General features: G+C 60.5%; 15 protein-coding genes and 1 pseudogene. 11 read left to right on the forward strand and 5 right to left on the reverse strand.

Annotated elements, in window-relative coordinates:
* Positions 1–254: pseudogene (locus BGIM_RS67140) on the forward strand (hypothetical protein); the annotation flags it as partial.
* Positions 255–394: 140 nt separating this feature from the next.
* Here the strand turns inward: BGIM_RS67140 and BGIM_RS50460 are convergent.
* Entirely contained in the window at positions 395–2347 is a 1953-nt protein-coding gene (locus BGIM_RS50460; protein WP_020470583.1) for an SUMF1/EgtB/PvdO family nonheme iron enzyme, read from the reverse strand.
* A 61-nt stretch (positions 2348–2408) separates the two neighbouring features.
* Between BGIM_RS50460 and BGIM_RS0115045 the strand changes: the two genes are divergently transcribed.
* Together BGIM_RS0115045 and ligA are read left to right on the forward strand one after the other, a co-directional pair.
* Positions 2409–2795: a (2Fe-2S) ferredoxin domain-containing protein gene (locus tag BGIM_RS0115045; RefSeq protein WP_020470584.1), complete on the forward strand. Its 387-nt coding sequence runs from the start codon at positions 2409–2411 to the stop codon at positions 2793–2795.
* A gap of 119 nt (positions 2796–2914) precedes the next feature.
* Entirely contained in the window at positions 2915–4933 is a 2019-nt protein-coding gene (gene ligA, locus BGIM_RS0115050; protein WP_020470585.1) for an NAD-dependent DNA ligase LigA, read from the forward strand.
* A gap of 78 nt (positions 4934–5011) precedes the next feature.
* Here the strand turns inward: ligA and BGIM_RS0115055 are convergent, their stop codons facing one another.
* The 3 genes from BGIM_RS0115055 to BGIM_RS0115065 all read right to left on the reverse strand — a co-directional run bounded on the left by BGIM_RS0115055 (position 5012) and on the right by BGIM_RS0115065 (position 17275).
* A complete protein-coding gene (locus tag BGIM_RS0115055; RefSeq protein WP_020470586.1) occupies positions 5012–14650 on the reverse strand; it encodes a proprotein convertase P-domain-containing protein in 9639 nt (3212 codons plus the stop codon).
* 523 nt (positions 14651–15173) lie between these two features.
* Positions 15174–16463, reverse strand: a complete 1290-nt coding sequence (locus BGIM_RS0115060) for a hypothetical protein (RefSeq protein ID WP_157369010.1) — start codon at positions 16461–16463, stop codon at positions 15174–15176.
* 176 nt (positions 16464–16639) lie between these two features.
* Positions 16640–17275, reverse strand: a complete 636-nt coding sequence (locus BGIM_RS0115065; RefSeq protein WP_020470588.1) for an RNA polymerase sigma factor — start codon at positions 17273–17275, stop codon at positions 16640–16642.
* Positions 17276–17443: 168 nt separating this feature from the next.
* On the opposite strand from BGIM_RS0115065, the gene BGIM_RS57515 reads away from it, so the two are divergent.
* The 3 genes from BGIM_RS57515 to BGIM_RS0115080 all read left to right on the forward strand — a co-directional run bounded on the left by BGIM_RS57515 (position 17444) and on the right by BGIM_RS0115080 (position 20073).
* Positions 17444–18274 carry an alpha/beta hydrolase family esterase gene (locus BGIM_RS57515; protein WP_020470589.1) on the forward strand — a complete coding sequence of 277 codons (831 nt, stop codon included), beginning with the start codon at positions 17444–17446 and terminating at the stop codon, positions 18272–18274.
* A 123-nt stretch (positions 18275–18397) separates the two neighbouring features.
* The gene (locus BGIM_RS0115075) at positions 18398–18820 is read left to right on the forward strand and encodes an EVE domain-containing protein (RefSeq protein WP_020470590.1); all 423 of its coding nucleotides are present in this window, start codon (positions 18398–18400) and stop codon (positions 18818–18820) included.
* A 161-nt stretch (positions 18821–18981) separates the two neighbouring features.
* A complete protein-coding gene (locus tag BGIM_RS0115080) occupies positions 18982–20073 on the forward strand; it encodes a DHH family phosphoesterase (protein ID WP_020470591.1) in 1092 nt (363 codons plus the stop codon).
* An 87-nt stretch (positions 20074–20160) separates the two neighbouring features.
* On the opposite strand, the gene rpsU is transcribed toward BGIM_RS0115080, so the two are convergent.
* The gene (gene rpsU / locus BGIM_RS0115085) at positions 20161–20358 is read right to left on the reverse strand and encodes a 30S ribosomal protein S21 (protein WP_020470592.1); all 198 of its coding nucleotides are present in this window, start codon (positions 20356–20358) and stop codon (positions 20161–20163) included.
* Between the two features lie 361 nt (positions 20359–20719).
* On the opposite strand from rpsU, the gene BGIM_RS0115090 reads away from it, so the two are divergent.
* The 5 genes from BGIM_RS0115090 (at position 20720) to BGIM_RS0115120 (ending at position 24779) form a co-directional block, all read left to right on the forward strand.
* Complete coding sequence (locus BGIM_RS0115090; RefSeq protein ID WP_020470593.1) at positions 20720–21829, forward strand: SPFH domain-containing protein; 1110 nt, start codon at positions 20720–20722, stop codon at positions 21827–21829.
* Between the two features lie 123 nt (positions 21830–21952).
* Entirely contained in the window at positions 21953–22144 is a 192-nt protein-coding gene (locus BGIM_RS0115095; RefSeq protein WP_020470594.1) for a type II toxin-antitoxin system HicB family antitoxin, read from the forward strand.
* A gap of 253 nt (positions 22145–22397) precedes the next feature.
* Positions 22398–23423 carry an AAA family ATPase gene (locus tag BGIM_RS0115105; RefSeq protein ID WP_020470596.1) on the forward strand — a complete coding sequence of 342 codons (1026 nt, stop codon included), beginning with the start codon at positions 22398–22400 and terminating at the stop codon, positions 23421–23423.
* A 205-nt stretch (positions 23424–23628) separates the two neighbouring features.
* A complete protein-coding gene (locus BGIM_RS0115110) occupies positions 23629–24399 on the forward strand; it encodes a cytochrome c (RefSeq protein ID WP_020470597.1) in 771 nt (256 codons plus the stop codon).
* 182 nt (positions 24400–24581) lie between these two features.
* The gene (locus BGIM_RS0115120) at positions 24582–24779 is read left to right on the forward strand and encodes a hypothetical protein (RefSeq protein WP_020470599.1); all 198 of its coding nucleotides are present in this window, start codon (positions 24582–24584) and stop codon (positions 24777–24779) included.
* Positions 24780–25067: the final 288 nt, after the last annotated feature.

Consider the following 25067-nt stretch of genomic DNA (forward strand, 5'->3'; position numbering starts at 1 on the left):
TCGAGACGGGGGGACTGGCGGAGGGAGAGCCCCGTCCCGAGACCGTCCCGCCCCTGCCGGGACGGCCCGCCCCGCCGAACGGCCGTCCTCGGGAGCATCGCTTGTTTCGGGTCGGCCTGGGATTGATTATCGCGGGACTGATGGCGGGGGTTGTACTGGCCGGACGGCTGATTCAAGAAGCCTGGCCCGTCCCCCAACCCGTCCCGGAATTCTCCGAGGCTGAATTTATCGCCCGGCATGACCTACCCTTGTAAGGGGCCGGGGGGGGTGAGGTCCGCGACTGACACTCCGGAAAAACCTCACCCGCTTTTATCACCATCGAAAACCCAATCCCCAAAAAAGCGCAACATCAAAACTCGCCAGCCGCGACGCGGGGGAACACTCCGTTTGCGGGTTACGGAAACGCCTTCCCTTCCTTCAGCCATTCCTCGTTAAACTTGACGGCGCTCATCCGGGAACCCACGGCAAAGATGTCCCCGCCGGGGGATTGGGCGGCGGCCATGTAGCCGGTGACGCCGTCGAGTTTTCGCAGGTGCGGCCACGTCAAGCCGTCGTCCGTTGAGAGGGCGGCGAAGGTGCCGCCGCCGTCGACCACTTTTTTGGAGTTGTCGATGCTGATGAGCAGCAGGTTCCCGCTGTTCAATCGCAGGGCGACGGCTTTCTGGCCGGAGTGGATGCCCGGAAACGGGGTGTCTTTTTGCGTCCAGGTGTCTCCGTCGTCCTTGGAGAACTGCACCGGCATCGGGTCCGGGCCGCGCAGGAAGTTAATGATGCGGCCATCCTTGGCGGGGGCGACCGCCGGGTGGATCGCGTATTTCCCGGCGGCGGCCCGCATGTCCCCGGCGGCCACTTTCCAAGTCTTGCCGTTGTCGCCGCTGACGATCAGGCGTTCATCCTTGTGGTTGTCGCCATCGCAGGCCAGCACGATTTTGCCATCACGACCGACGAACGCGGAACAGGGCTGGCTGAGATGTTTCGGGTCGTCCCGGCTCAGGATGATCGTCGGCTGGCTCCAGGTGGCGCCGCTGTCATCTGAATAACGGGCGATGTTGCTGGCGTTGTCCCAACCTCGCAGCGATTGGGTGCAGAAGTGCCAGATCCGTTTGCCGTCGCGCAGCAACACCGGGGCGTGGTCATTCACGTCCGGCACGTCGAAGAACGCGGAGGCCGGTTCCCATTGGTCGGACCCGGCCCGGAGGCGGGTGGCCGCTTGGGCGAGTTCGCGGCCCTGTTCGCTGACGGTTGAATACCAGCACGCCAGCACATCACCGTTCGGACAGACACACACGGCCGCGAAGTGATTATGGTTGGCGAAAATTGGCCCGAACGCATCCTTCGGCATGGCGGCGTTCTTCCCGTTGGCCGCGTAGTTGACATAAAACGGCTTCGCGTCTTTCTCCGGGGTGGCCGCCTCCGCTGTTTGTTTGACATCCCGCCGGTTCAGGGGAATCACCTCCGGCAACGGCTTCGTCGCCGGAAGTTCGGCCTGCACGATCCGGAAGCCGGTCAGCCGGTTGGCGTCAATCGGCAGGAAGCCGGAGCGGTTGGAACTGCGCCAGTACTTCAACCCAAAACCCAACACCTTCTCCGGCTTGTGGAAGCACCACCCTCGGGCGATTCTCGCATATCCGGCGGCCCGGCTCATCGGGTCGGTTTGTTCCCCCGCTTCGTAAGGCCCGTGCCAGTCGAGGCACCATTCCATCACGTTGCCGTGCATATCGTGCAGGCCCCACGGATTGGCGGGGTAGCTGCCGACCGGCGTTGTCAAGCTCGCGGCTGGCTTCCCGTCGGACAATGGGCCAATATTGGCTTGGGCATCGGTGATTTTGTCCCCGGTCGAGAACGGCGTGGTTGTCCCGGCCCGGCAGGCGTATTCCCATTCGGCCTCGGTTGGCAGGCGATAGGGCTTCCCTTCCTTCTTGGACAGCCAGTCGCAAAACGCGACGGCCTCGTTCCAAGTGACAAACGTGACGGGTTCGCTGTCCGATTTGCTGACGCCGTCCCGGCCGCGAAGTTTCTGATGTTCGGGGTCGAATTGTTCGTATTGGGCGTTGGTCACCTCATGAATGCCCATCAGGAAAGGCTTCGAGATTTTCACCGGATGGGCGGGGGCTTCGTCGTAATCCCGTTTGGCATACTCGGCCATTGTCTTCGGCGGCGCGTCCCCCGAACCCATTTCAAACGACCCCGCCGGGATGGTGATGAGTTTCATGCCGAGGGTGTTTTGGATCGTCTTCGGCTCGCCGGCCGCCAGCGTCCACGCCATGCAGCCGATCCCAAGGGAGAGGAGAAATCTCACGTTTGTCGGTTCCGTTCCATAGGTGTAGGTCGGGACAGTGTAACGCATGGCCGGTGGTCCGTAAAACAATTACGTCCGGGATGCGATTGGCGGCCAGGAGAATGGACACATGGGAAAGCCTGACAAATCCGGTTCATTGCCCGAGGTGGCCGGGAAACTCGGCATCGGCTCCTATCACCGGCATGTGTTCCTGTGCGTGGGGGAAGAGTGCTGTTCCGCGGAAGCCGGCCAGGCCGCGTGGGATGCCCTCAAAAAAGAACTGAAGGACAAGAACCTTTCCCTGAGCGCCGGCCCCAACGCCTGCTACCGGACCAAAGCCGGCTGCCTGCGGGTCTGCCAGCAGGGCCCGATTGCCGTGGTGTATCCGGAGGGAACTTGGTACGCCAACCTCACGGCCGACCGCATTCCGCTGTTCGTGCAGGAACACCTGATCGAAGGCCGCCCGGTGGAGGCGTGGACCTTCGCGGCGAACCCGTTGCCCAACGAGTCGGATTGACCAAAAGCCGCCTCACCCCTCGGGAAGCCGGATGATGAAATGGCTTCTCGTCAACGCACCTTGCTAAACGCCCCGTCTTGGCCCACAATCCCCCCATCACTTGTGCGGGGAAATCTCTCATGGATCTGGCCAGACGCGCTGCCGAATTGCGAGACATGCTCAACCGGGCCAACCACCTTTATTACGTGGACGCCGCCCCCGAAATGTCCGACCGGGAGTTTGACCGGCTTCTTGACGAACTCAAGGAGATCGAAAAGAAAAACCCGGCGTTGCTGACACCGGACAGCCCGACGCAGCGAGTCGGCGGGGCGCCGATCGAGGGGTTTGAGAAGGTCACCCATCGCGTGCCGATGCTCTCCATTGATAACAGTTACAATGCGGACGACCTGCGAAAATTCGACCTCGACGTTCGCAAGTCCCTCGGCCGGGGGGAGAAGATCAGCTACACCGTCGAACTCAAAATCGATGGCGTCTCCATGTCGATCACTTACGAAAACGGCATGATGAAAGTCGGCGCCACGCGCGGCAGCGGCGACGTGGGGGACGACGTGACCCACAACCTGCGGACCATCGGCGAGATTCCGCTCAAGCTCAACACCGACACTCCCCCGGCCACATTCGAGATTCGTGGCGAAGTATACATGACACGGGCCGAACTGGTCCGCATCAATCGGGAGCGCACGGCCGGGGGGAAGGAAAAGCCCTACGAGAACACCCGCAACCTCTCGGCCGGGACACTCAAATTGCTTGACCCGAAGCAATCGGCCAAACGAAAACTCCGGCTGTTCGCCTATTCGGCGGGCGTTGTCGAAGGGCTGACCATCGCCACGCAATTGGAACTCTTCGATCACCTGCGGAAGTTTGGTTTCCCGGTGAATCCGCACACGGCCCACTTCGAGACGATGGAAGAAGTGATCGCCCATTGCAATTCGTGGAATGAGAAACGGCACGACCTGCCCTATGACACAGACGGCATGGTCATCAAGGTGAACGACTTCGCCCAGCGACAGCGGCTCGGCTATACCTCGAAATCCCCCAAGTGGGCCAGGGCGTACAAATTCGAGGCCGAGCAGGCGATGACCAAACTGGGGAGCATTGAACTCTCCGTCGGCAAGTTCGGCGAACTCACCCCCGTGGCCCTGTTCGACCCGCCGGTGCGTCTTGCGGGAACAACCGTCAGCCGGGCGAGCATGCACAACGCCTCGGTTGTCGATCAACTTGACGCCCGCATCGGGGACACCGTCGTGGTGGAGAAGGCCGGGGAAATCATCCCGCAGGTCGTGAAAGTCGTTGTCGAGGCGAGGACCGGCAAAGAGAAGAAACTCGTCTGGCCGAAGACCTGTCCGGTGTGCGGCGGCCCGGTCGAGAAGTACGAATCGGCCAGCAGTTATGGCTACCAGTGCATGGACGTCGGCCGTTGTCCGGCCCAATCGGCCCAGCGGCTCATCTCGTTCGCCCGCCGGGAACGGATGGATATCGAAGGTCTTGGCGAGGAAGTCGCCAAACAGTTGGTGGAATCGGAACTCGTCAAATCCGTCAGCGATTTGTATCGGCTGGAAAAGAAACAACTGCTCACGCTGGAAGGATTCGCCAACTCGAAAGCCCAGAACCTGCTTGATGGAATCGCCGCTAGCAAGGATCGCGGGCTGGCCCGGTTACTCTCGGCCCTGAGCATCTATTCGGTCGGCGAGAGCATGGCCGAACTCCTCACGGACACCTTCTCCTCGATGGACGATCTCTTCGCGGCCAGCGCGGACGAACTCGCCAAGGTGAAAGGCTTCGGCCCCAAACGGGCCGAGAGCGTTCACCAGTTCCTGCATCGCCCCGAGGGGGAAAAACTCATCACCGAGTTGAAATCATTCGGCCTGAAGATGACCCAAGACAAGCGGGCCGTCCCGGCCGGGGGAACGGCGCTGACGGGCAAAACCTTCGTCGTCACCGGCACGCTGTCGGGCTACGGCCGCAAGGAAATCGAAGATCTCATCAAAAACCTCGGCGGCAAACCGACGGGAAGCGTCTCGAAGAAAACAGACTATCTGGTGGCCGGCGAAGAGGCCGGGAGCAAACTGGAAAAGGCCCGCGAGCTCGGCGTGACCGTGCTGACCGAGGCGGAATTCAACAAGCTCATCGGGAAATAATCGGCGGCCGGTCATCATCACCCAAAAAAGAAAGGCCGCCCGTTGGGGCGGCCTTTCTCGTGTTCACTTCGTTCAATCTCAACCGACGATTTCAAAGAAATCGCGGCTGAGCATGATGTCCGCCTGGAGGTATTCCCAGCGGTTGGTCTTCAAGAAAGTCAGGGCCTTGCCGGCTTCCGAGGTCGGAGAGGGAACATGCCCGGCCACCAGACCCACCACGTTCCGGCCCAGAGTGGCGTTGTAGTATTGATTGATCAACACTTCCCGATAAGTGCCGCCCGGACCAACGGTCGGCTTGAACTTCGACGCCGTGGCCAAGGTGTCCGCCGCTCCGTCCACTGCGTTCAACACGGCGAGCGCTGCGGATGCCCGGCCGTAAGTGACGGAGTACTTCGCCAAGTAATCCAGTTGCGTGCCGGTGTTGTCGTTCAGAATCGGCAAATCAACATTAAACAGCAGCTTGTAGGTCGCCTTGGCCCAGACGATGGCCAGATTGTATTTGATCTGCGCCGCCGTGCCGCTTGTCAGGATTGACGAGTTGGGATCGACACCGGTGATCGAATACATCGTCTGGAAACCGGGGCCGGCCGGAGGAGTGGTGGAGGCGAACTCGGCCGACGCCAGTTGGGTCGCGATCAGGTTCGGGATCGTGGCATACTTCGCCCCGGTGGTCAGTTCCGTCGCCGTGGGAACGCGGCTGGCGCCGTAAACAAACGCATAGTAAGTGGTGACTTGCTTTTGCTTGTATTCCGGCAGAGCCGTGATGGCCCGCACGAAGGTTTGCCGGGCCGTCTTGAAGGTGTCCAGCACCTTCTGGCTGTACCGGTCTCGCTCGGCCATCGTGGAGAACAGGCCGTCGGCATCCGGAGTGCGGCCGAAGTAACGATCCTTGATGACCCCTTCAACCCACGAGCGGTCGGTGTGCAAACCGTTGTCCGCCGGATCCCCGGCCGGAGAGGCCGGTTCGTTCTGGGTTTGCAGATCGAAGTATTCCTTGCTGGCAAAGATCAAGGCGTACACATTTTCCGAACCGGCCAGCGTGTTCTTGGCCAGGGCCTTGGCCATCGCCGTCTTGGCCGCCGCCAGCTCCGTCGCCGTGACCACCCGTCCCGGACCGAACACCTGCTGGTAGGCCAGCGTGATGAAGTTGTTCCGGTAGTTGGTTGTCAGCTTGGCCCCGTTGTGGGTGTATGACACGACCGCCCCGTTGACCAAACTGGTGACGAGAGCATTGCGACCCGTGGGCGTGAGCGCTTGCTTCTCTTGGGCGGCCCGCACCGCCGGAGTGAGATCCGTGAGCGGATTGATGGCCACGCCCTTGAACAGATCGGCGTACAGCTTGGTCAGATACTCGTCCGCATTCGGATTATTAATATTCGACTGCGTGGAGGCGAAATAATCCAAACCGGAGGTGATTAGGATGACCACCTTCTCGGGGCTCATCGTGCCGTTCTTGATGGCGGTGACATACGTGGCCACCTGGGTGTCGATGTCGGCCCCGTTCAAGTTCGGCAGGAAGTTGCCGATTTCGTTCGGCCCGGCGCCCACGAACAACCGTTTGATCTCCTGAATGCGGGCGGTCTCGTCCCCATAGGAGGCGGCGATCGCCGGACTGGTCGGGGTGGCCGCGACGGCCGGGGAATAGCCGCTCAACAACTCCTTGACGACGACACCCAAGCCGGTGAGGCGGGCTTTTTCAAGAGCCGGGTCGGCCTTGACGTATTCCGCATTGGTGACCGGACGACCCAGAAGTTGCTGGTACGAATCATTGATGAAGTCCGCAATGTCGTTGTTGCCCAGCACCACGGTGAAGCGATAAGCGTCGCCGACCGAGGTCTTGGTGACCGCCTCGCCGTTGATCGCGTCGCCGTCCTGGTTCATCGGCGTGCCGCCGCCGTCCGTGATGTTCGGCCCGATGGTGATCGTGTAGGATCCGTCGTCCGTCAGCGGATTCAGCAGGTCGATTTCAAACTGGTTGTGCAAATTCGACCCGGTGGGGGAGGGCACGGTGACGTCCGTCACCGTGAACTCGCTGGAGGGGATGATGTTCCCCTTTGGCCCGACAATCGTGACATCGTCGCTCGTGAACGAGGTCGGCGTCATGAAGCTGTCAAATTCCACGGTGAACGAGGAGAAGCTTCCGGTGATCGGCGCGCTGGGGGTCGTGTTTTCCGGAATGATCTTCGGACCGGACGATCCCGCCGGCTTGCCAAGGGCGATGGTCCACATGCCGCGACCGAGCGTCGTGGCCAGCAGAAGGTCGGGCGAACCGGACGGATCGGTGCGGCCCGTGGTCTGGATGGTGTTGCCCAAGGCAAGCTCCAGATCGGACACCTTGACCAGCGGCAGACCGCCGCCGTTGGCCCCGGTCCCGAACCGCGCCCAAGTGACGCCGCCATCGATGCTGCGGAAGACGCCGGAGTCCCCGGAGACATAAAGCACCGGGCTGGCCGCCGACGACGAGTAAGTCGGCCTCCAGTCCACCGCCAGCGAGGTGATGTGCTCCAAAACAGACGTGCTATAGTCGGCCCCGAGGCTGAAGGCGGACTGCTTGAGCGCGAACAGGTTGCCGCTGACGTTCTTCCAAGTGCTCGCCGGCTTCGTCCAGTCGGACATGTAATACACGCCGTCTTGCGTGACCGCGTAAAGCGAGTTGTTTCCGCGGACCGTGCTCGGGACGATCTTCACGATGGGCGAGCCGTCCAGCCCGGCGGCTCCCGAGATGTTCGTCCAGTTTTGCGCCTGCACCCCGTTGCGGACATAGATGTGTCCGTTGTTCGTGCCGACGTAAACATAATCATCCAAGGCAGGGGCCGCCTGACCGGCAACCGCCACTTGGGGCGGCCCGTAGGCAATGGCCGGGGCATAGGATCCGTCCAAATCGGACGGATTGGCGATCACGTTCCAGTCCAGCCCGAGGTTGGTCGTGGCAAAGACCCGGCCGACGCTGGAACTGATGGCGATGGCGTTGCCGTCAATCGGATTGACGGCAAACTGGCGAACCACGGTGTTCCACTGGGCGGCCCCGCCGGACCCCGCGTCAAACAGCCCGCGCGTGCGGCTGATCGGGGTCGAGCCGTTGAGTTGAATCTGGAAGAAATCCGTCGGAACGCTGATGGATGTGGGATCCCGCAGAATATAGACGTTTCCGGAGCCGGTCTTGTCCGTGGCCACGTAGCTTGCGATGTCGCCGCGGCCGTCGTTGCTGAAGGTCGTGTCACCCGTGCCGAGGATCCCCGCGTCGGACTCGAACACGTCGTCCGTGCGGCGGGCGGCCGCCGCCAACAGCGATTGCGAAATACTGGCCGCAAGCAAACTGGGCTGGACATCGCCGGAGTAAAGCCGGGCGATTGAAATGTCCCCGTTCCGCGAACCGTTGACTTGCAGGTCCGTGTCGTTCGGCAACCCCGCGGCCGGTTGATTAAACCCGTTGACGGTCTGGATCGATCCGTCCGTGTTGGAAACGAAGGTTCCGATGCCCTGGTCATGGCCCCAGATCACCCGGGTGGTTCCGGTGAGCGGATCCACAATGGTCAGCAGGCTGGACACGCTGTCGAAGTCGGCCCCCGGTTCGACCAACCCGACGACCTTACCGGCGAGCGTTGTGAAGTTTTCCACGGCGGGCTGCAGCCAAGTGACCTCGGTCCCGTTGTTTTGGAAAGCCGCCAGGTTCTTGGTGCTGAGCGTCGTGTCGGTCTGGAACGGCTGATAAGGATCCCGAACCATGTTCAAGAAGTTCCAGTTGCGTCGCGGATCAGCCCCGAGGGCGAGATCATAGGCGTTGTCAATCGGAGTGAGGCTGCTCAATCCAAGCGGGGCATCCGGGTTGGTGAAATCGGTGGAGATCAAACCGCCGCCGGCGTTGGAGGTGTCGGAGACAGAACCCGTCGTCTGATCGTACAGAGTCCCGGTCGTATCCGAATGGGAGTACATCTGCAGCTTGTACGGATCATTGACCAGCGTCATGTCAATCTTGATCAGGCGGTCCGAACCCAAGTAAAGGATGTTCGGATTTTGCGGATCCATCGCCAGCGACAGGGTGACATCCGCGTCGCTGCCGGAGAAGAAGTTGTTGAACGGCGCCCCGTTGAGGGTTTCGATGTCCGGGCTGGTGTCGTTAAATCCTTGGGTGGTGTTCAGGTTGAGCTTGGTCCAGTTCGCGCCCTTGTCCTTGGACACGTACACGCCATCCAGTTTGCCGGCCGTGGTCGAGACGGCCGCGACCACCCAGTCCTTGTAGTACAGGTTCGCCAGGGGATTGCCGTTGATGAACTGCGGAGTCACCAAGACAATGCGGCCCTTGGCCCCGTTGGGCGTGTCCACGGGAGCCTGAACCGGCACGGCAACGGAAAAACCGTTGGTGTCAAGTTGCCGGACATCCGGGCGACCCGACAGCCCGTTCGTCAGGGCCCAATTCGGGACGTTGGCCGTCAAATTGGTGGTGAACAACACGCCCGTGCCGCGAACACCGATAAAGGCGTTGGTCGGCCGGTTGGAGGTGTTGGGCTGGGCGCTTCCTTCACTGATGGTGAAGTCGGTCGCGTCTCCTTGGTAAATCTGCGTCCAAGTCTGGCCGCCGTTGAGGCTGCGCCACACGCCCGCCGTCTTGTCGGCGGCCGGCGTATCGCCTTGGCCCACGACCGCATACATGATCGGCGCGGTGCCGTCGTTGACGAGTTTCTTTTCAAACATCACTTTCAGGACGACGGAGCCAACGAACTGATGGTTACGCTGGGTATCCGTGACCGGAAGGAACTTCGCGGCGGTGCCGGCCTTCGATCCCACGGGAACGCCGTAGTTGGTCTTGCTGTCCAGCACCTGCCAGGTTTTCCCGGCGTCCGGAGAATACAGGAAACCGACGCCGTTGTAGTTGTTGCCGCTCACCCCGCCGTTTTGCATGTTCAAGGCTTCGGACCCGGTGCCCACCAGAATCGCGGTCTTGGAGGGATCGCTGGTGTTGTTGAACACCGCGATGGACCCGACGTTGATGGACTGGCCGTCGCGCACCTGGCCGGTGGCCGGGTCCGTGGTGGTTTGATTGGCCCCGAAGTCCGTGAGGGGAACCCAAGACGGTCCCGCCGGATCCCGCGTCAGGAAGTTGGTCGTCCGCCACACACCGCCCGAGGCACCGGCCGCGTAAACGGTGTTTCCGGACGGATCGGAGGGATCGACTTGCAGGCTGCTCACCCGCCCGCTGGTGGTCGTGCTGAGGCCGCCAGTCGTCTGTCCGTCCGGGCCGACCGGATTCCAGTTCGCCTTGGCGGTGGCCGTCGAGGCGTCCGCCTGGAAGATGCGGAAATTCAGGGACGTCTGGTCCGCCACCGCGTCACCCACGCCCGTTCCCAAGAGGGGTTGGGTGAACGTGAGGCCAAACTGCGTGACGTTGGCGGCCACGGCCCCCTTGTTGTTGATGACAAGTTGCCAAATCCCCTTGGCCAGCATGCCATTCAACTGGGCCAGCGGCGAGATCGGATTGTTGAACCCGCCGTTTCTGAACCCGGCCTGCACGGGGACGGCCGAGATGGTCGGGGTGATTATTGAATCGTCCGTGAACGTCACGTTGCTGATGGCGGTGTTCGGGCCAATGATGTTGGTGAACAATTGAACGGAAACGCTGCCGTCCGGCGAAACCAGCCGGGCTTCGATGTTTCGCAGGTCGCCGCCGGGAACGGTCATCGACAGGGCGGCCGTCAGTTTTTGCACCAAATAGCCATCGGTCGTTCCGTTGATGTTGATGGAGGCCGTCGCGCTGCTATGGGCTGGAACACTCACGGACGTTGTCCCGCCGTAAGACCGGGGGATTGTGGCCGCGGCATTCGCCGATGATCCGAGCAGGATGTTGACTCCGGCGTTGGAGTCCTTGTCCATTTGGTTGCCGGTGAGCGGGGTGGCGCCGCTCGCGTCCCGAATGTCGCTTGACAACTGGATTTGATATTGCCCCGCCAGCGACTGCGTCGGGATGGTGATCCGGTAGAACCTGGAATTGCCGGTGGTCACCGTGCCGCCGAGGGCGGTGATCGGGGTGACGGTGATGCCGGTCAGAGGCAAGTCGCCAGCCGGCCCGATCAGACGGAGGATGTCCGCGGATGTGAACGTCGGCGTGCTCATCGTGCGGTCGAACTGAACGTCCAAACCGGAACCGGTCGCGTTGACGACGACGTTGTCGGCCGCGTTCGGCTGGCCAATTGGCTGGGATTCCACGATGCGAGGACCGGGAACCGTGACCGGCAGGGACACGGGGACATACGGGAGGACAAAGGGTGTGCCGTTCTGCGACTCCGGCACCGAGAAGGCATCCGTGGCGCCTTCGTTTTGGATCGAGTTGCCATTCTGGTCCATCTGGTTGCCGGACTTGGTGCCCGAAACCACGTTGGCCTTGGTGATATTCAAGCTCCAACTGTCCAGCGTTCCTTCGTCGCCGGTCACCGAGTCCTGGCAGAACAGCGTCCAGTCCCCGTCGACCCGCGTGCCCAAGAACGCGCTCAGCGAGGTCAGCGGCTTGTAATTGCCGGTGTATGGGGCAATATCGAACGTACTGGCAATCGTGTCAGTGGCGGCGTCGTCGAACGTCGTCAGGGTCAGGTTTGAGCCGAACCCGTCGCCGTTGTTCATCAACAGGACGCTTTGCCCGGTCGGCGATTGCAAAATGAACCGCAATTGGCTGACGTCCGTATGGGTGACATTGACTGTCACCGTGAGCTTGCCGACCACCTCGCCATTCGGCGTGGCGGGAAGAGTCATCGTGCTCGATTCGGTCGTGATGACCCCGCCAAACGGATCGGAAATCTGCAACGGAAGCGAACCGGGGGCGGCAAACTGGCTGCTGTCGTAAACGTCGTTGGCGGGATCGGCAGGCAACACACTCAGCACATTCGAGGCGCTGGGGATGCGATCACTGATCCCGTTGATGTCCGTGGTGCCAAACCGGCCCCCGTCGTAAACGCCCAAGTTGCCAATCGCATAACTGTATGTCCCGACAGCCGTCTGCGGAGTGGCCAGGGTGATAAGAAACCGCTTGGAGCCATAGGAATTGCCGGAGACCGGATCAAGAATATCGTCGAGCGGAACCACGTTTCCGGCCGCAATCTGGGTGCCGTTGCTGGTCGGGTCCGCGCCGGGGGCGCGGTAAATGATCTTCACGTCGTCCTTGGTGAACGTGGAGGGATCGATCACGCGGTCGAATTCGACGTAAAACTTCTCGAACTGGGCCTGGCCGCTGGCGGCGGGGCCGTTGTAGTCGATGATGCTGGGGAAACCGCTGCTGTCATCCTCGATCTCAGCCCCGCCGAGGATGGAGCCCGTGTCGGCCGCGATAATGCGGGGACCACTGGAGATGGTGATGTTCTGGGTGCGAATCTGGGATGTCGTGCCGTCCCTGGTGAAGGTCCGGTCGACGTTGCCGGTGTAGAGCAGGGTGACTTTGCCGCCGTGGACCGTCAGGCCGGTCTGGTTGCCGTAAGCCTCCGGCCCGAGGTTGGCCGGATTGCTCGGCACACTTTCGATCGTCACGTCTTTGCTGGTGATCTGATCGTAAGCGGTGTCCGTGGGATTGACCGCGACCGCCTTGGAAAACACCAGCGCCTGGTTGGGGAGGCCGCCGTTGATGGTCAGGTCAGGCCCGTCAATGCTGGTGGCCATCATCATCAGGGAGCGCTTGCCGCTCGGGTCTTGGGCTGATGAATAGTAGGAAACCACCACCGTGCCGGTGGCGTTGTCCACGGCGATTTCCGGATTGAAGCCCGGCCCCATCACCGTGGGCTTGGAGGACCAGCGAACACCGCCGTCGTCGCTGTAATTGACCGTCACATTGCCGCCGCTGACATACGCGGCATACAACCGGTTCTGATACGGGCTGAAGCTGCCGGCCGTGTTGTCAATCGCAAGGGACACGCCGGATCCCACGCCCGCCGGATTGGCGGGCGTGACCGTCGGGTTGTTGAGGCCGGTGATGCTGTTGCCATTGACGGCAATGCCCGAAGCGTGGTCCGTGCCAAGGTCGTCGTTGAAATTCTGCGACATCTGGATGGATGCCCGCAAAATCTTGGGAAGATCCTGGAACTGTGTTTGGGAGAGATCCGTCGCCACATAATCGGTGAATTCCAGGGTCCAGTCGCCCTCCAGCTCGGCCGCCGTCATTCCCCCAAAGACGTTGTCCAGGCTGCCGCCTTCCGGACGAAAATCACCGGCGAACGGGGAGGCCGCCGTGGCGTCGCGGATGCTTCGGCCGGCGTCGTCCGTGAAGGTCGTGCCAACGGCGAAGTCATCGTTGCCCGACGTGTTGTCCGTGAGGCCCAACAAGGTTCCCGTGATGCCGGTGCCCGTGCCGGATTGCTTCGTGCTGCGGAGCAGGGTAATCTGTCGCGGCGCGGGGGCCTGGGGATCGGTGAGACGCTGGTCCGGGGCGATCAAGACAATCTTAAGCTCGGACAGGTCGTTGTGCTGAAGAGCCAGTTTGACGGACAGATTCTGAAGATCTGTGATGCCCGAGCCGGACGGGACGTTGATGGTGTAATCCAATACCCCCGGAACGGTCACGGCACTGCCGCCCGGCGGGGTGAACGTGGACGCATTCGGGAGGATCGCGTTCACACTGGAACTTCCCTCCCAAGATTTGGGCTCGTTGTCGAGCGCCGGATTGACATTGGCGGCGCCGAAGGAGGCCACGTCCGTCACGATGGTCGGAGCGGTGGTGTCAGACTTGGCGGTGAACGCCGTGATCATCTGGCCGCCGGACCCCGCCTGGTCGGCCCGGCCGGGAGTGAACGTGATCTTGGGCGCGGTGTACTGCGTGTTGGTGGTGCCGGTGAAATGGCCGGTGTCGTTCACGATCACCGAGGGGCTGAAACTCACCCCTCCGTCGCTGGACAACACCATCCGGACCGTGCTGTTCACATAGTTGGCGGTGGCGCCCGTCGGCGCCTTGTCCGCCGAGTTCCAGGCGACGAACACCTTGACGTGATCTTCGTCGGTCTGCGTCTCGGCCAGCGGGTCAACTTGGTTGTCGCTCGCCGTCGGCCCGCCCGGCTGGCCGATCAGGGCGTTCGCGTCAACGCCCACGGTTGGGTTGTAGGCCGGGTCGGTGCCGGCCCATTGATAGACGGTCGCCTCGGGATCACTGGTGCTGCCGAAGCGGTTGATCTGAACCGCGGAAGGCGTGCCGCTGAAGTTGTACTTGCGGAGCACCAGGCGGCCGCTGTCCCCGGCGACGTTGTGCTCGGTGTATGTCAGATAAAAGTTGTGGAACCGGTCGAAGGCCAGCGACGGATTGCTGACATTTGAATAGGTGACAAAGGTTGAGAAATCGGCGGTGGTCGGGATCGGATCGGTGCCGTTGGGCAGCACCCCGCCGTTCACCCAAGAAGAGCCTCCGTTGCTGGAGTAGGTCAGGGCCACTTCCGTGTTCGTCGTCAGGTTTCCGTTGTTATCCCGCAACCGGCGGACCGACGCCGCCACCAGATAGCTGGAATTCAACGGATCCTGGACGACGGTCACCGCCGTGTCGTTGTTCGGGAAGGCGGGGTTTGGGGTCGCGGGGTTGTCCGGGATGTTCCGGATCGTCGTGGCGTCGATGATCGGGTCCGGGAGGACGGCCGGGACTTCCCGGGATTCCAGTGTTTGAACATTGAGACGTGTGCGGGAGCGGGCGCTCCGGGATTGACTGGCGGCCTTGTTCATGTATTTGCGGCGAAGGCTGCCAAACACGGACTCGAGATTCATGGAAAACTCACTCTCGTACAGGACCGGCCGACAAGGGTTGTCGGAGAAAGCCCTGCGAACCCACGGAAGATAGAGAAATATAACCAGCCAACCAAACCGTCGCGGATTCCCATGCCCCCGGAATCCGCGTTTAACCTGTCTCCAAAAACCGGCCGTCTGGCGAACCAGAAAAATCAAAAAAATAAGCAGCGAGTGAGTCTGCGGATGGGTGGTTCAACACCGGATGCAACCGACGGCAAGGCGATTCGTGATGTCAGATGGTTTGGAGACCCGGTCCCATCCGGATCGGTCGATAGTTTTCGATTAGCAACATACTACGTTGAGTAGTCAAGGGGGCACAATTCCACTCGCCCGGCAATCTGTCCAAAATGTCCCGAAAGGGTCGGGCGGTGAGGAAGGGAGAAAAGGTAAGGGAGCGGAAAATTTCCCCCAACCCTCGCCGGCCGGACACTTGGTGTCATCGGAACAAAAACAGACGGCCGGACTCGCCTCCCGAACGGAGGCAAACAATCCGGCACGACCCTTAACACCGGGTGGAAACAAACGGACCGCAAAAACTATTTTCTTCGGAAAAATCCGGCAAATTTGCGCAAACCGATTGAAGGGAGGCACGGGGCTTCGCGGGCGCGGACGATCCCCTGACCTTACTGACGAGGACCGCCGCCAAAACGATTGCAAGAAGAATTAAAAACACCAATCTCAGGATCTTGAACCAACTCCACGGCCGATCCCCGGCGACCTTGCCAGACTCGCCGTTGACGAGCACTTGGAACAGTTTTTCCCGGTAGCGATAGTTGGCGATCCACACCGGCAGCAGCGTGTGCTTGAACGTGACGGCGTTGTGCTGCGTCTGGCGCCAGTGGATGCGCTGATGATCCCCGCCAATGTCGCGGTTAATCAGCCCGGTGATGTGATCGCGCATCACCTGTTTGGCCTCGCCGTATCCGTCGGTGAGACTCACCGAATAACGCTCGGCCTGATGGCCCGAGAGGTATTCGTCCTTGTAAGGCTCCAAGGAAGGCAACGCCCACGGGTTCAACTTGTCCGCCAGATGTTGGGGAAGGGTTTTCGCGGCCCGGATCAGGACATCGTCAAAGAAGTGTCGCACCTCGCCGGAGACCCGGCGCCAACTGGTGTGCGTCACGGTGCGGGTTTGTTGTTTGCCGTCCGAATCGGTGTAGGTTTCCGTGGTGGTGTAGTCGTCGCCGCGTTCGCCGTTGTAGCTGGTGTACGTCATGGCGTCGTAGGTCCAGTACGGGCAATACATGCTGGAGAACTGGCCGAGGTTGGCGAGTTGCTTCAACTCACTCGGGGCGAACCACAGGCCCGACAGCCATTTGTTGAAGGAGTCTCTTGCCTGCCGGTCCGACAGGGCGAACGGCAGCACAGACTCCGGGGCGATCAGATTTTTCACTTCCTCCGGTTTGTTTTCCAAGTGGGTGTTGCAATAGGGGCATTTGTCCGTCGCCACCTTGTCCTGAAGCAGGATGACCGCCCCGCACCCGGCGCAGGTCACCTGACTGGAGTGCCCGCCAATGGTGGCATGGGCGGCCTCTTCCTGCGTGGCGAGGAACTCTTCGAGATCATGTTCCTTGATTTCCTCGGCCCGCGTGTTCTCGTCGGCCGGGGCGATGACTTCCGTGAAGCCGCAATACGGGCACTTCAGCCCTCGGGCCTCCGGATCGTAATCGAGCTTCGCCCCGCACTGTTTGCACGGAAACTTGCGCCCCGGCGGCGGGGCCTTGCGCTCGGCCTGTGGAATCGGCGGCGGCCCGTCGGATCCGGCGGGCATCGGCGGCGGCAGGGATGGCATGCGAGAGTTTCCGATTGAATGACCAATGAAGGCGTCGACAGTTGTTCGCCGGGAGGCCCCGACCCTTGCTGTTTTTTTCCTGAAAGCGACGGGGCCAAACACGCGGAAGTCGAATCCGGCGGCAATGACGGTCTTTTTCCGAAAATGAAGAGGCTTTTGGCCTTTTTCCAGCCCGCTCACTTCACCTCGGCGAGTTCCGGAAACACATCTCCCGGCAGGCCGGCTTCGCGGACATGTTCGCTCAATTTCTTCATGGCCGCGAAGCGATAATTGGCCACCTGCTGCTCGGTGATGCTTAAAAACTTGGCCACTTCCTTGTTGGCCCATCCTTTGACGAAAATCAGTTCCAACACCTGAATGCGGGCAAACTCCTCTTTGTCCCGCCAGGCGTCGATCATTTGTTTCAGGCTGCGGGCGATGATGGCCGATTCCAAATCGACCCGTTCCCGGCTGCGGGCCATGCTGGAGGCGGCCCGTTGCTTGTCGTCGGATTCGTCGGCCATCCGCTCGGCCGCCTCCTCGCCGGTCTGGGCGGGCCGGCGGCCGGTTCGGCGCAGGTGGTCGGTGATCTTGTATGAGGTGATCGTGAACAGATAGGTTTGCAGTTCCCGCTTTTCATCGAAGTTATGGACGGAGTTCAGAAACCCGATGAAGGCTTCCTGCACGATATCCTCGGCCGACGCCCGGTCCCGCACCCGCCGGACGGCGAAGGCCAGCAACCGGCCTTCATAGAGATTAATCAGGCGCTCCCACGCCCGTTCGTCCCCGGCTCGGATCTGTTGGATCAGGAGTTTTTCGGCTTCAGTACTCATGAACGCGCACCCGTGAGATGCGGGATATTGTACCGATTAGGGTTTGGGGTTTAGGGTTTAGGGTTTAGAAAAATGAGGTTTGGAGATGATTGAACTGGATGCTGGTGTTTGATCGAATCGACGCAGTTGTCTGTCTTTCAAACCCTAAACCCCAAACCCTAAACCCTCATGACGACCCTGAAACTTCTCTCCGCAGGAACCCACCGCATTCCCCTGCCACATGGCGGTCATCGGCGGTCATATCTCCTGCACATCCCGCCGGGAGCCGGGCCGTGGTCGGTGGTGATGATGTTGCACGGCGCCGGGGGGACGGCCGAGTTTGCGGCCGAGGAAACCGGGTGGTCGTCCTTTGCGGATGCCAATGGCTTCGTGGTTGTTTATCCCGAGGGAGTGGCGGCCGATCCGGCCAAGGAACCGAAGTTTCTCACCAATCCGCAGGAATGGAGCGACGGGTCCGGCCGGGGAAAGGCCGACGATGTTTCGTTCTTGAATGAAGTCCTCGGTGACCTGCCGACTTGGACGGAGATCGACCCGAAACGATTGTTTCTCACCGGATTTTCCAACGGGGCTGGGATGGCCTTTCGTTACGCGGCCAGCGACCCCAAGCGCTTCCGGGCCATCGCCCCGGTCGCCGGGCATTGCTGGATCACGCCGCCGGTGTTGGGGCCGATTCCCACCATCTACATGATTGGCAAAGACGATCCGATCCTTCCTTTCCAAGGAGGAACCGCCAAAACGCCGTGGGGGAAACTGCCGGACCGCCCGCCGGTGGCCGAGACGCTTCGCCGGTGGTCCGAGGCCATCCAAACGCCCGTCAATGCCGAGAACTTCCCGGTGTTGTATCTCGCCAATCACGGACATCACTGGCCGGGGGGGCAGGCCAAACTCGGCGAAAAACTCGGCGGCCCCATCTCAACCGAGGCTGACGCCAACCGGCTGATCTGGGACTTCTTTGTGAAGTCTGGAAAAGAAGACCTCTCGCAAAGTTCGCAGAGATAGCAAAGTTCGCAAAGGACCAATGAAAAAATCGCCGATCCATATCGGGTGAAAAAACATCCTTCGTTCCATCGACTTTTTGCGAACTTTGCGAGAAGTCTTTTTCTTCATCCAAAAGGAGCGCAAATGGCCCTCTGGCTTTGCAAACAAGAACCCGATTGCTACGGGCTGGCCGACTTGGAGCGGGACGGCTCGACCACTTGGGACGGCGTCGCCAATCCGGTGGCCCGCAAAAACCTTCGGCAGATGAAACCCGGTGACCGCGTGCTGTTCTACCACACGGGCAAGGAAAAGTCCGTCGTGGGGGAGATGGAGGTCGCCGCCGATCCGACAACTCCGGAGGGAGACGAGAAGGCGGTGGTTGTGGAAATGAAATTTATACGCCGGTTGGAACATCCGGTGACGCTGGCCGAGATCAAAGCCGACAAGTCGCTGGAAACGTGGGACTTGGTCCGGTTGTCACGATTGTCTGTGATGGGTGTTTCAGAACAACAATGGAAGCGGGTGATGCAACTGTCGAAGGATAAGGCAGTTGCGAAGAAAAAATGACCTTTGGCCGCCGGGCGGGGGCAAGTTAACCGTTTCTTCGCTTGGCGGGAGGGCTGCGAGCGGGTAAAACAGAGGTCGATTCACTGGGTCGGTATACTGGATATAGGTACACTGTCGGCGGGAGTCTCGCCGGCGCCCATGTGAACGAAGGATTACGAACCATGGCGCGACGCTGCGCCGATCCGGAGCCGGTCACGAGCGGGAAACCCTCGGGCTTGCGAAGGTCGGACCGCTTTCTCGCGGGTCTCAAGGATGTCTCCCGCGTTACTTTTGTCTCTCACGTGCAACCCGACCCTGACAGCCTGGGCAGCATGCTTGGGCTGGCCCACCTCGTGGAACACGAGCTGGGCATCCCCACCCGGATGAGCCGCGACGGCCTCATCAATCGGGCCGAGAACAAGGAAATGGTCGAACTGCTCGACCTTGACCTGATTCCGGTGGATGAACTCGAATTCCAGCCGGGGGAAGTGGTTGTCATGGTGGACAGCCAGCCGAACACCGGCCGGCACACCCTCTGCTGTGATGTGCTGCTTTACGCGGTGATCGACCATCACACGACTCCCGGCGATTTGGAAGGCGTCCCGTTTGTGGACGTTCGCCCCTCGTTGGGGGCCACCTGCACGCTGGTTACCCGCTATTTGATTGAACAGGAAGTTCCGATCCCCGCCCGTGTGGCCACCGCCTTGACCTACGGCATCGAAACGGAAGTTTCCGGCTTTCCCCGCGAAGCGACCGAAGTGGACGACGGGGCCTTGCAATTCTTGTTTCCCCTCGCGGACAAGAACATTGTCGCCCAGATCCGCAACGCCCGCTTGCCGCACCATCACTTTGAAGTGCTGCTCCAGGCGTTGCAAAGCTCGTTCATTTACGACCGGCTCATCATCAGTTGGGTGAATAACCTGCCGCAACCGGAGCAGGCCGCCGAGATCGTGGACTTCATGGTCCGTTTCGACAAAGTGGACTGGGCCTTGTGCGGCGGCGTCTGCGGGGACAAACTGGTGCTTTCCCTGCGAACCTCCCTGCACGGCGTGCAGGCGGGTGATTTGTTGCGCCGGGTGGTCGGCAAACTCGGCAAAGCCGGTGGCCACGATCGCCGGGCCGGTGGCTGCATCCCGCTGACCAGCACGACGGTTTCGGCCGTGGAAGACTTGCAGGCCGAGCTTCGCCGCCGGTTTCTGAAGGCCCTTTTGAACGAAGATTGCCGGGGCCAGCGCTTGGTGCCGTTGCGGGAAATGTTGCAGAACTTGCAGTGATCGGGGTGTGCGGCCGACCCCGGAAAACAAAAGAACCCCGCCGGTTAACGGCGGGGTTCTTCTGTTTTGATGATCTCGGTCGCCGGGTTACATCGGCGTTTCGACGCCCTTGCGGATCGCCCGTTGCTTGCGCAGTTGGGCCCGTCGGCGAAGCTCACAGGGCTTCTCGTAGTACTCGTGCTTGCGGAGTTCCTTCTTCAGGCCGCTTCGTTCCAAGAGTTTCTTGAACCGCCGAAGCGCCGCGCCAATGGGTTCGCGGTCGTGCACACGCATCCGAATGGACATAACACCTTCTCTGTTCCGGTCAGGCGGTCAGTGACCGCGACCACGCATGGCCTTGTTTATCGGAAAGATAATGTAGCAGACATGTCAACGACGGCAAGAAGATTTTTGTTTCGACAGATGAAGTAAGGACTGACAAGTTATTTTGAAGTTTATTGATCTATTTGAATGTTTTCGCAAATGAGAGCCTCTCGCGGGCCAAAAGTAAGGCAATTTCAATTCTAAAAAACGAACGGCTTTTGACGTGTCGCGTCTCGCCTGATCGGGTTTTGGGGCACAAAATGGGCTTTTCATTGCAAATCTGACAGGGGTGGATGAGAATAACCCCGCAACCTCGCAACATTCTCAATGGCGGAGATCGGTCATGGGTCTGCTCGACAAGTTACGCGGCGAATTCATCGACATCATCGAGTGGACGGAGCCCTCGAACAACGACATCCTCTGCTACCGATTCCCACGCTACAACAACGAAATCAAGAACGGGGCCAAGCTCATCGTCCGCGAGGGGCAGGCGGCCGTCTTCGTCAAGGAAGGGCAACTGGCCGACGTCAAGACGCCCGGCATGTACACGCTCGACACGCGGAACATGCCCATCCTGTCCACCATCCTCGGCTGGAAATACGGCTTCGAGTCGCCGTTCAAGTGTGAGGTTTACTTCGTCTCCACCAAGCAGTGGACCGACAAAAAATGGGGCACGCAAAATCCCTTCATGGTCCGCGATCCCGAGTTCGGCCCGGTGCGGGTGCGGGCCTTCGGGACTTACGCTTTTCGCGTGTCCGATCCCGGCACGTTTTTGAAACAACTCGTCGCCACGGACCCGAGTTTTGAGACTTACGAGATCGCCAATCAACTGCGGAACGCCATCGTGTCGCGGTTCGTGGACGTGCTGGGGCAGTCCAAGATCGCCATGTTGGATCTCGCCGGGAATTACGAGAAAATCGGCACGCTGGCCCGCGAGCGGATCGCCCCGGAAATGCAGGGCATGGGACTGTCGATCACGCAGTTCTTCGTCGAGAATATCTCGCTTCCCCCCGAGGTGGAGCAGGCTCTCGACAAGCGGTCGCAAATTTCCGTGCTGGGGAACCTCGATCAATACACGAAGTTCCAAACCGCCAACGCCATCGAGGAGGCCGCCAAGAATCCCGGCGGCAACGCGGGCATCGGCGCCGGTCTCGGGGCCGGGGTGGCGATGGGCGGGGCGATGATGGACGCCCTCCGGCCGGGGCAATCCCCCGTCGGAGCCGGGGCGATGCCACCGCCGCTGCCGCAAGCGGCGACGTTTTTCGCCGGGATCAACGGCCAGCAAGTCGGCCCGCTGGACCTGAACACCATCGCTGCCAAACTGCGCGGCGGCGAAATGAGCCGGTCAACTTTGGTGTGGAAAGCCGGCATGGCCGGATGGGCCGCCGCCGAGAGCGTGCCGGAATTGCAATCACTCTTCGCCAACGTGCCGCCGCCACTGCCGCCGGGGTGAGGAGAGTTCGTATGCCCCCGGAGTTTGAGCTTCTCGTTGGCCGGGTGGCTCGGGGATAGAATACTTAACTGACGAGGATCGTTTCACGTACCCTCCGAGGCCAGATCCAGAGGAAATATCCGCATGCAAACCGTCAAATACGTTTATTGGCAGGAAGATGATGCCTGGCTCGGATACTTCACCGAGTATCCTGATTACTGGACCCAAGGCGACACGGTGGATGATTTGCTTGAGCATCTGAAGGATTTGCACGCAGACCTCACCAGCGGACAGATACCGGGAGTCCGCAAGGTCGGTGAGTTGGTGGTCGGATGAAACGAGTCGATCTCATCAAAATCATCACCGGCTTCGGATGTGAATTGATTCGTCATGGCGCCAAACACGATTGGTATCAGAATCCAAACACGGGTGTTTCCCAAGCAGTTCCCTGACATCGTGAGGTCAACGACCATCTGGCCCGCCAGATTATCCGCATGTTGAGCAACCCGGATGACGACTGAATCGAACCCCTCCTTCGCCGGGCGCCTCTGGAATAGAATGCCCGGACAACCGACGAGGATGGTTCAACATGGTGCAAGGGAAAACCCGGCCGGAAGACGCCACGCTGGCCGATTTGCAAGGGGAGGCCGACGCCCTGCGGACGCGGATCAACCGGTTCCGCACATCGCTGGGGCGGTTCTTTGTCCGCAAGCAGGAAGTCATCGACCTGATGGTGGTCGCGGCCATCGCCCAAGAGCCGCTGTTGCTCGTCGGGCCGCCCGGCACGGCCAAGTCGGACTTGGTGCTGAAGTTCAAGGACGCCCTCGGCCTCAACGAGGAAGACTACTTCGAGTACATGCTGACCCGGTTCACGGAACCGTCCGAGATCATCGGGGCCATTGATATCGCCAAGCTCCGCGATGGCTCTTACATCCGCCGCAAGCAGGGGAAACTCCCCACGGCGAAACTGGCGTTCCTTGATGAAATCTTCAAGTCGAACAGCGCCATCCTGAACATCCTGCTGACCATCATCAACGAGAAAAAGTTTTATCAGGACGGCCAGCCGGAACCGGTGCCGTTGCGAATCCTCTTCGCGGCCACCAATGAAATCCCCGAACAGGGGGAACTCTCTGCCCTGAAAGACCGCTTCGTGTTGAAGATCCAAAGCCGCAGCGTGGCCGAGGACCATTTCCAAGAACTCATCGACGCCGGGTTGCAAAACGAGGCATACAAGAACCTGAACCAGAAGCCGTGGGTGGAAGGCCATTGCTCCCTCGACGATCTGTTGAAAGCGAACCGCTATCTGACATTGATGTTCGCCCGCAAGCAGGGGGATGGCCGGGGCGAGGAGCAAAACGACCGCAACGTTTACTTCCCCGATGATGTCTTCCGCGAGTTCCAACGATTGGTGAAAACACTGGTGCGCGAGGACAAGGTGTTCATCAGCGACCGGAAACTGGTGAAGCTGTACAAACTTTTCCGCGTGCGGGCGTGGCTCCTCTCCGGCGGCACTGTGAGCCGGGATGACCTTCGGCTGCTCGCCTACCTTGGCGAAACGATCCCGGAGATCGACCACCTGCGGGAGAAGGTGCCTGCATTGCTGGGGGATAGTTAAACGGGGCAAGTTCCAAGTTTGAACTTCCAACTTCCGACTTGAAAACAGTTTTGGAATTCCGGCCGGGAAGGCGACAAACTGGAAACTAGAAACTAGAAACTAGAAACCCTCAAGGGTAGGATACCTTCCGTTCCGTTCGGTTCGGGGTCTCTTGCCCCTTGAAACGCACCAACGACTAACACTCTCATTTCACGGAGACGGACAGATGCGGCACACATGGAGCCGGGCATTGCTCGGCGCGGCCCTGATCGTGGCCATCACGGGTTTGAGCCACGCGGCTGACGTGACGGACGACGAGTTCAAGGTTCTGATTGACGCCGACACCAAGCTCATCGCCAAGGCGGCCGAAGCCGGGGACAAGGGCGCCAAGCCGGTGAAGAACAACGCCGCCAACGGCATCCGCTCGACGGCCCTGTATGTCGCCGGTTACGCCAACTCCCGCATCGGCGGCAAAGACGACGCCAAGATGGCCGCCATCCGCGATCAAGCTCTCCTGATCGCCAAGGCCGCCAAGGATCAGGACTTCAAAAAGATTGGCGAACTGACGAAAGACCTGTCCGCCCCGAAAGCCGCCGCCACCAAGAAAGAAAAGATCGACGTGGCGAAGGCCGCCGGCGTGGAAGAAGGCGACGTGGAACTGGTGATGCACCACTTCAAGAAGCCGGTCGCCTATGCCTCTGGCGCCGAGGAAGAAATCAAGAAGTACGGCAAGAAGGGCGCCACCGCCCCCAAGCCGGAAGTGGCGATTGCCCTGGCCAACCGCGTGCTTGTCCTCGCTGAATTCAGCAAGACGGCCATCAAGGCCGACAACGCCGCCGCCAAGAAAGACTGGGCGACCTACAACGACAAGATGGCCAAGGCAGCCGAGGATCTGCTGACCGCCGCCCACGCCAAGAAGTCGTCCCCGGCCGACCTCGCCAAGGCTTTCACCGCCATCGACGGCGCCTGCACCGCCTGCCACAGCAAGTTCAAATAATCAGGCCGACCAACCTGAAATTCGGAATGCGGAATTGAGAATCAATTCCGCATTTTTTTGTGAACTCGCGGTCAATTCCCTTGTCTGATCGCCGGATGCCGCTGTTGTGTCGAAACGACCCCAAGGCTACACTGCATCTCAAAGGACATTCGTTCTTTGCCTGTTTCCAAGGAGTTTGCCACATGACAACGATCACGATCCCGGTGTCGGGCGATCATCTGGCTCAACTGCGCCAACGGGCCGAACAATCCAGGCAGACACCGGAAGAGTTTTTGCGTCAACGAGTCGAACAATTTCTGGACCAGCCCGACGAGCAATTCCGGCAAGCGGCGGCTTATGTCCTGCGCAAGAACGCGGAACTCTATCGGCGGCTGGCATGATCTTGCCGCTGGCTGCGAGCAATCTCAAACGAGATGAGTTTACGGTTTGGATTGAGTCAAATCTCCGACGACTGACATGTTGAATTGTCTGTCTTCAATCGCCGTGGTGTGGCAAATCTTTCGGGTACGCTCCGCTCCTTTCGTTCGCATCAAACCGAGTTGATGGTATTCGCCCCAAGGAGCTTGTGAATTTTCTACATTACCGTTTGGAATGGGAAGCGATGAGTCGAGCCGGAGGCCTGTCATGGAAGAACTCCCGAAGCCGCGGTTGCGTCAGGCGGACCGGAC

The organism is Zavarzinella formosa DSM 19928 (genome assembly GCF_000255705.1).
Classification (GTDB): Bacteria; Planctomycetota; Planctomycetia; order Gemmatales; family Gemmataceae; genus Zavarzinella; species Zavarzinella formosa.

Coding starts and splice junctions, on each gene's coding strand:
- BGIM_RS50460 (WP_020470583.1), bottom strand. CDS start 2,347: ATGCGTTACACTGTCCCGACCTACACCTATGGAACGGAACCGACAAAC.
- BGIM_RS0115045 (WP_020470584.1), top strand. CDS start 2,409: ATGGGAAAGCCTGACAAATCCGGTTCATTGCCCGAGGTGGCCGGGAAA.
- ligA (WP_020470585.1), top strand. CDS start 2,915: ATGGATCTGGCCAGACGCGCTGCCGAATTGCGAGACATGCTCAACCGG.
- BGIM_RS0115055 (WP_020470586.1), bottom strand. CDS start 14,650: ATGAATCTCGAGTCCGTGTTTGGCAGCCTTCGCCGCAAATACATGAAC.
- BGIM_RS0115060 (WP_157369010.1), bottom strand. CDS start 16,463: ATGCCATCCCTGCCGCCGCCGATGCCCGCCGGATCCGACGGGCCGCCG.
- BGIM_RS0115065 (WP_020470588.1), bottom strand. CDS start 17,275: ATGAGTACTGAAGCCGAAAAACTCCTGATCCAACAGATCCGAGCCGGG.
- BGIM_RS57515 (WP_020470589.1), top strand. CDS start 17,444: ATGACGACCCTGAAACTTCTCTCCGCAGGAACCCACCGCATTCCCCTG.
- BGIM_RS0115075 (WP_020470590.1), top strand. CDS start 18,398: ATGGCCCTCTGGCTTTGCAAACAAGAACCCGATTGCTACGGGCTGGCC.
- BGIM_RS0115080 (WP_020470591.1), top strand. CDS start 18,982: ATGGCGCGACGCTGCGCCGATCCGGAGCCGGTCACGAGCGGGAAACCC.
- rpsU (WP_020470592.1), bottom strand. CDS start 20,358: ATGTCCATTCGGATGCGTGTGCACGACCGCGAACCCATTGGCGCGGCG.
- BGIM_RS0115090 (WP_020470593.1), top strand. CDS start 20,720: ATGGGTCTGCTCGACAAGTTACGCGGCGAATTCATCGACATCATCGAG.
- BGIM_RS0115095 (WP_020470594.1), top strand. CDS start 21,953: ATGCAAACCGTCAAATACGTTTATTGGCAGGAAGATGATGCCTGGCTC.
- BGIM_RS0115105 (WP_020470596.1), top strand. CDS start 22,398: ATGGTGCAAGGGAAAACCCGGCCGGAAGACGCCACGCTGGCCGATTTG.
- BGIM_RS0115110 (WP_020470597.1), top strand. CDS start 23,629: ATGCGGCACACATGGAGCCGGGCATTGCTCGGCGCGGCCCTGATCGTG.
- BGIM_RS0115120 (WP_020470599.1), top strand. CDS start 24,582: ATGACAACGATCACGATCCCGGTGTCGGGCGATCATCTGGCTCAACTG.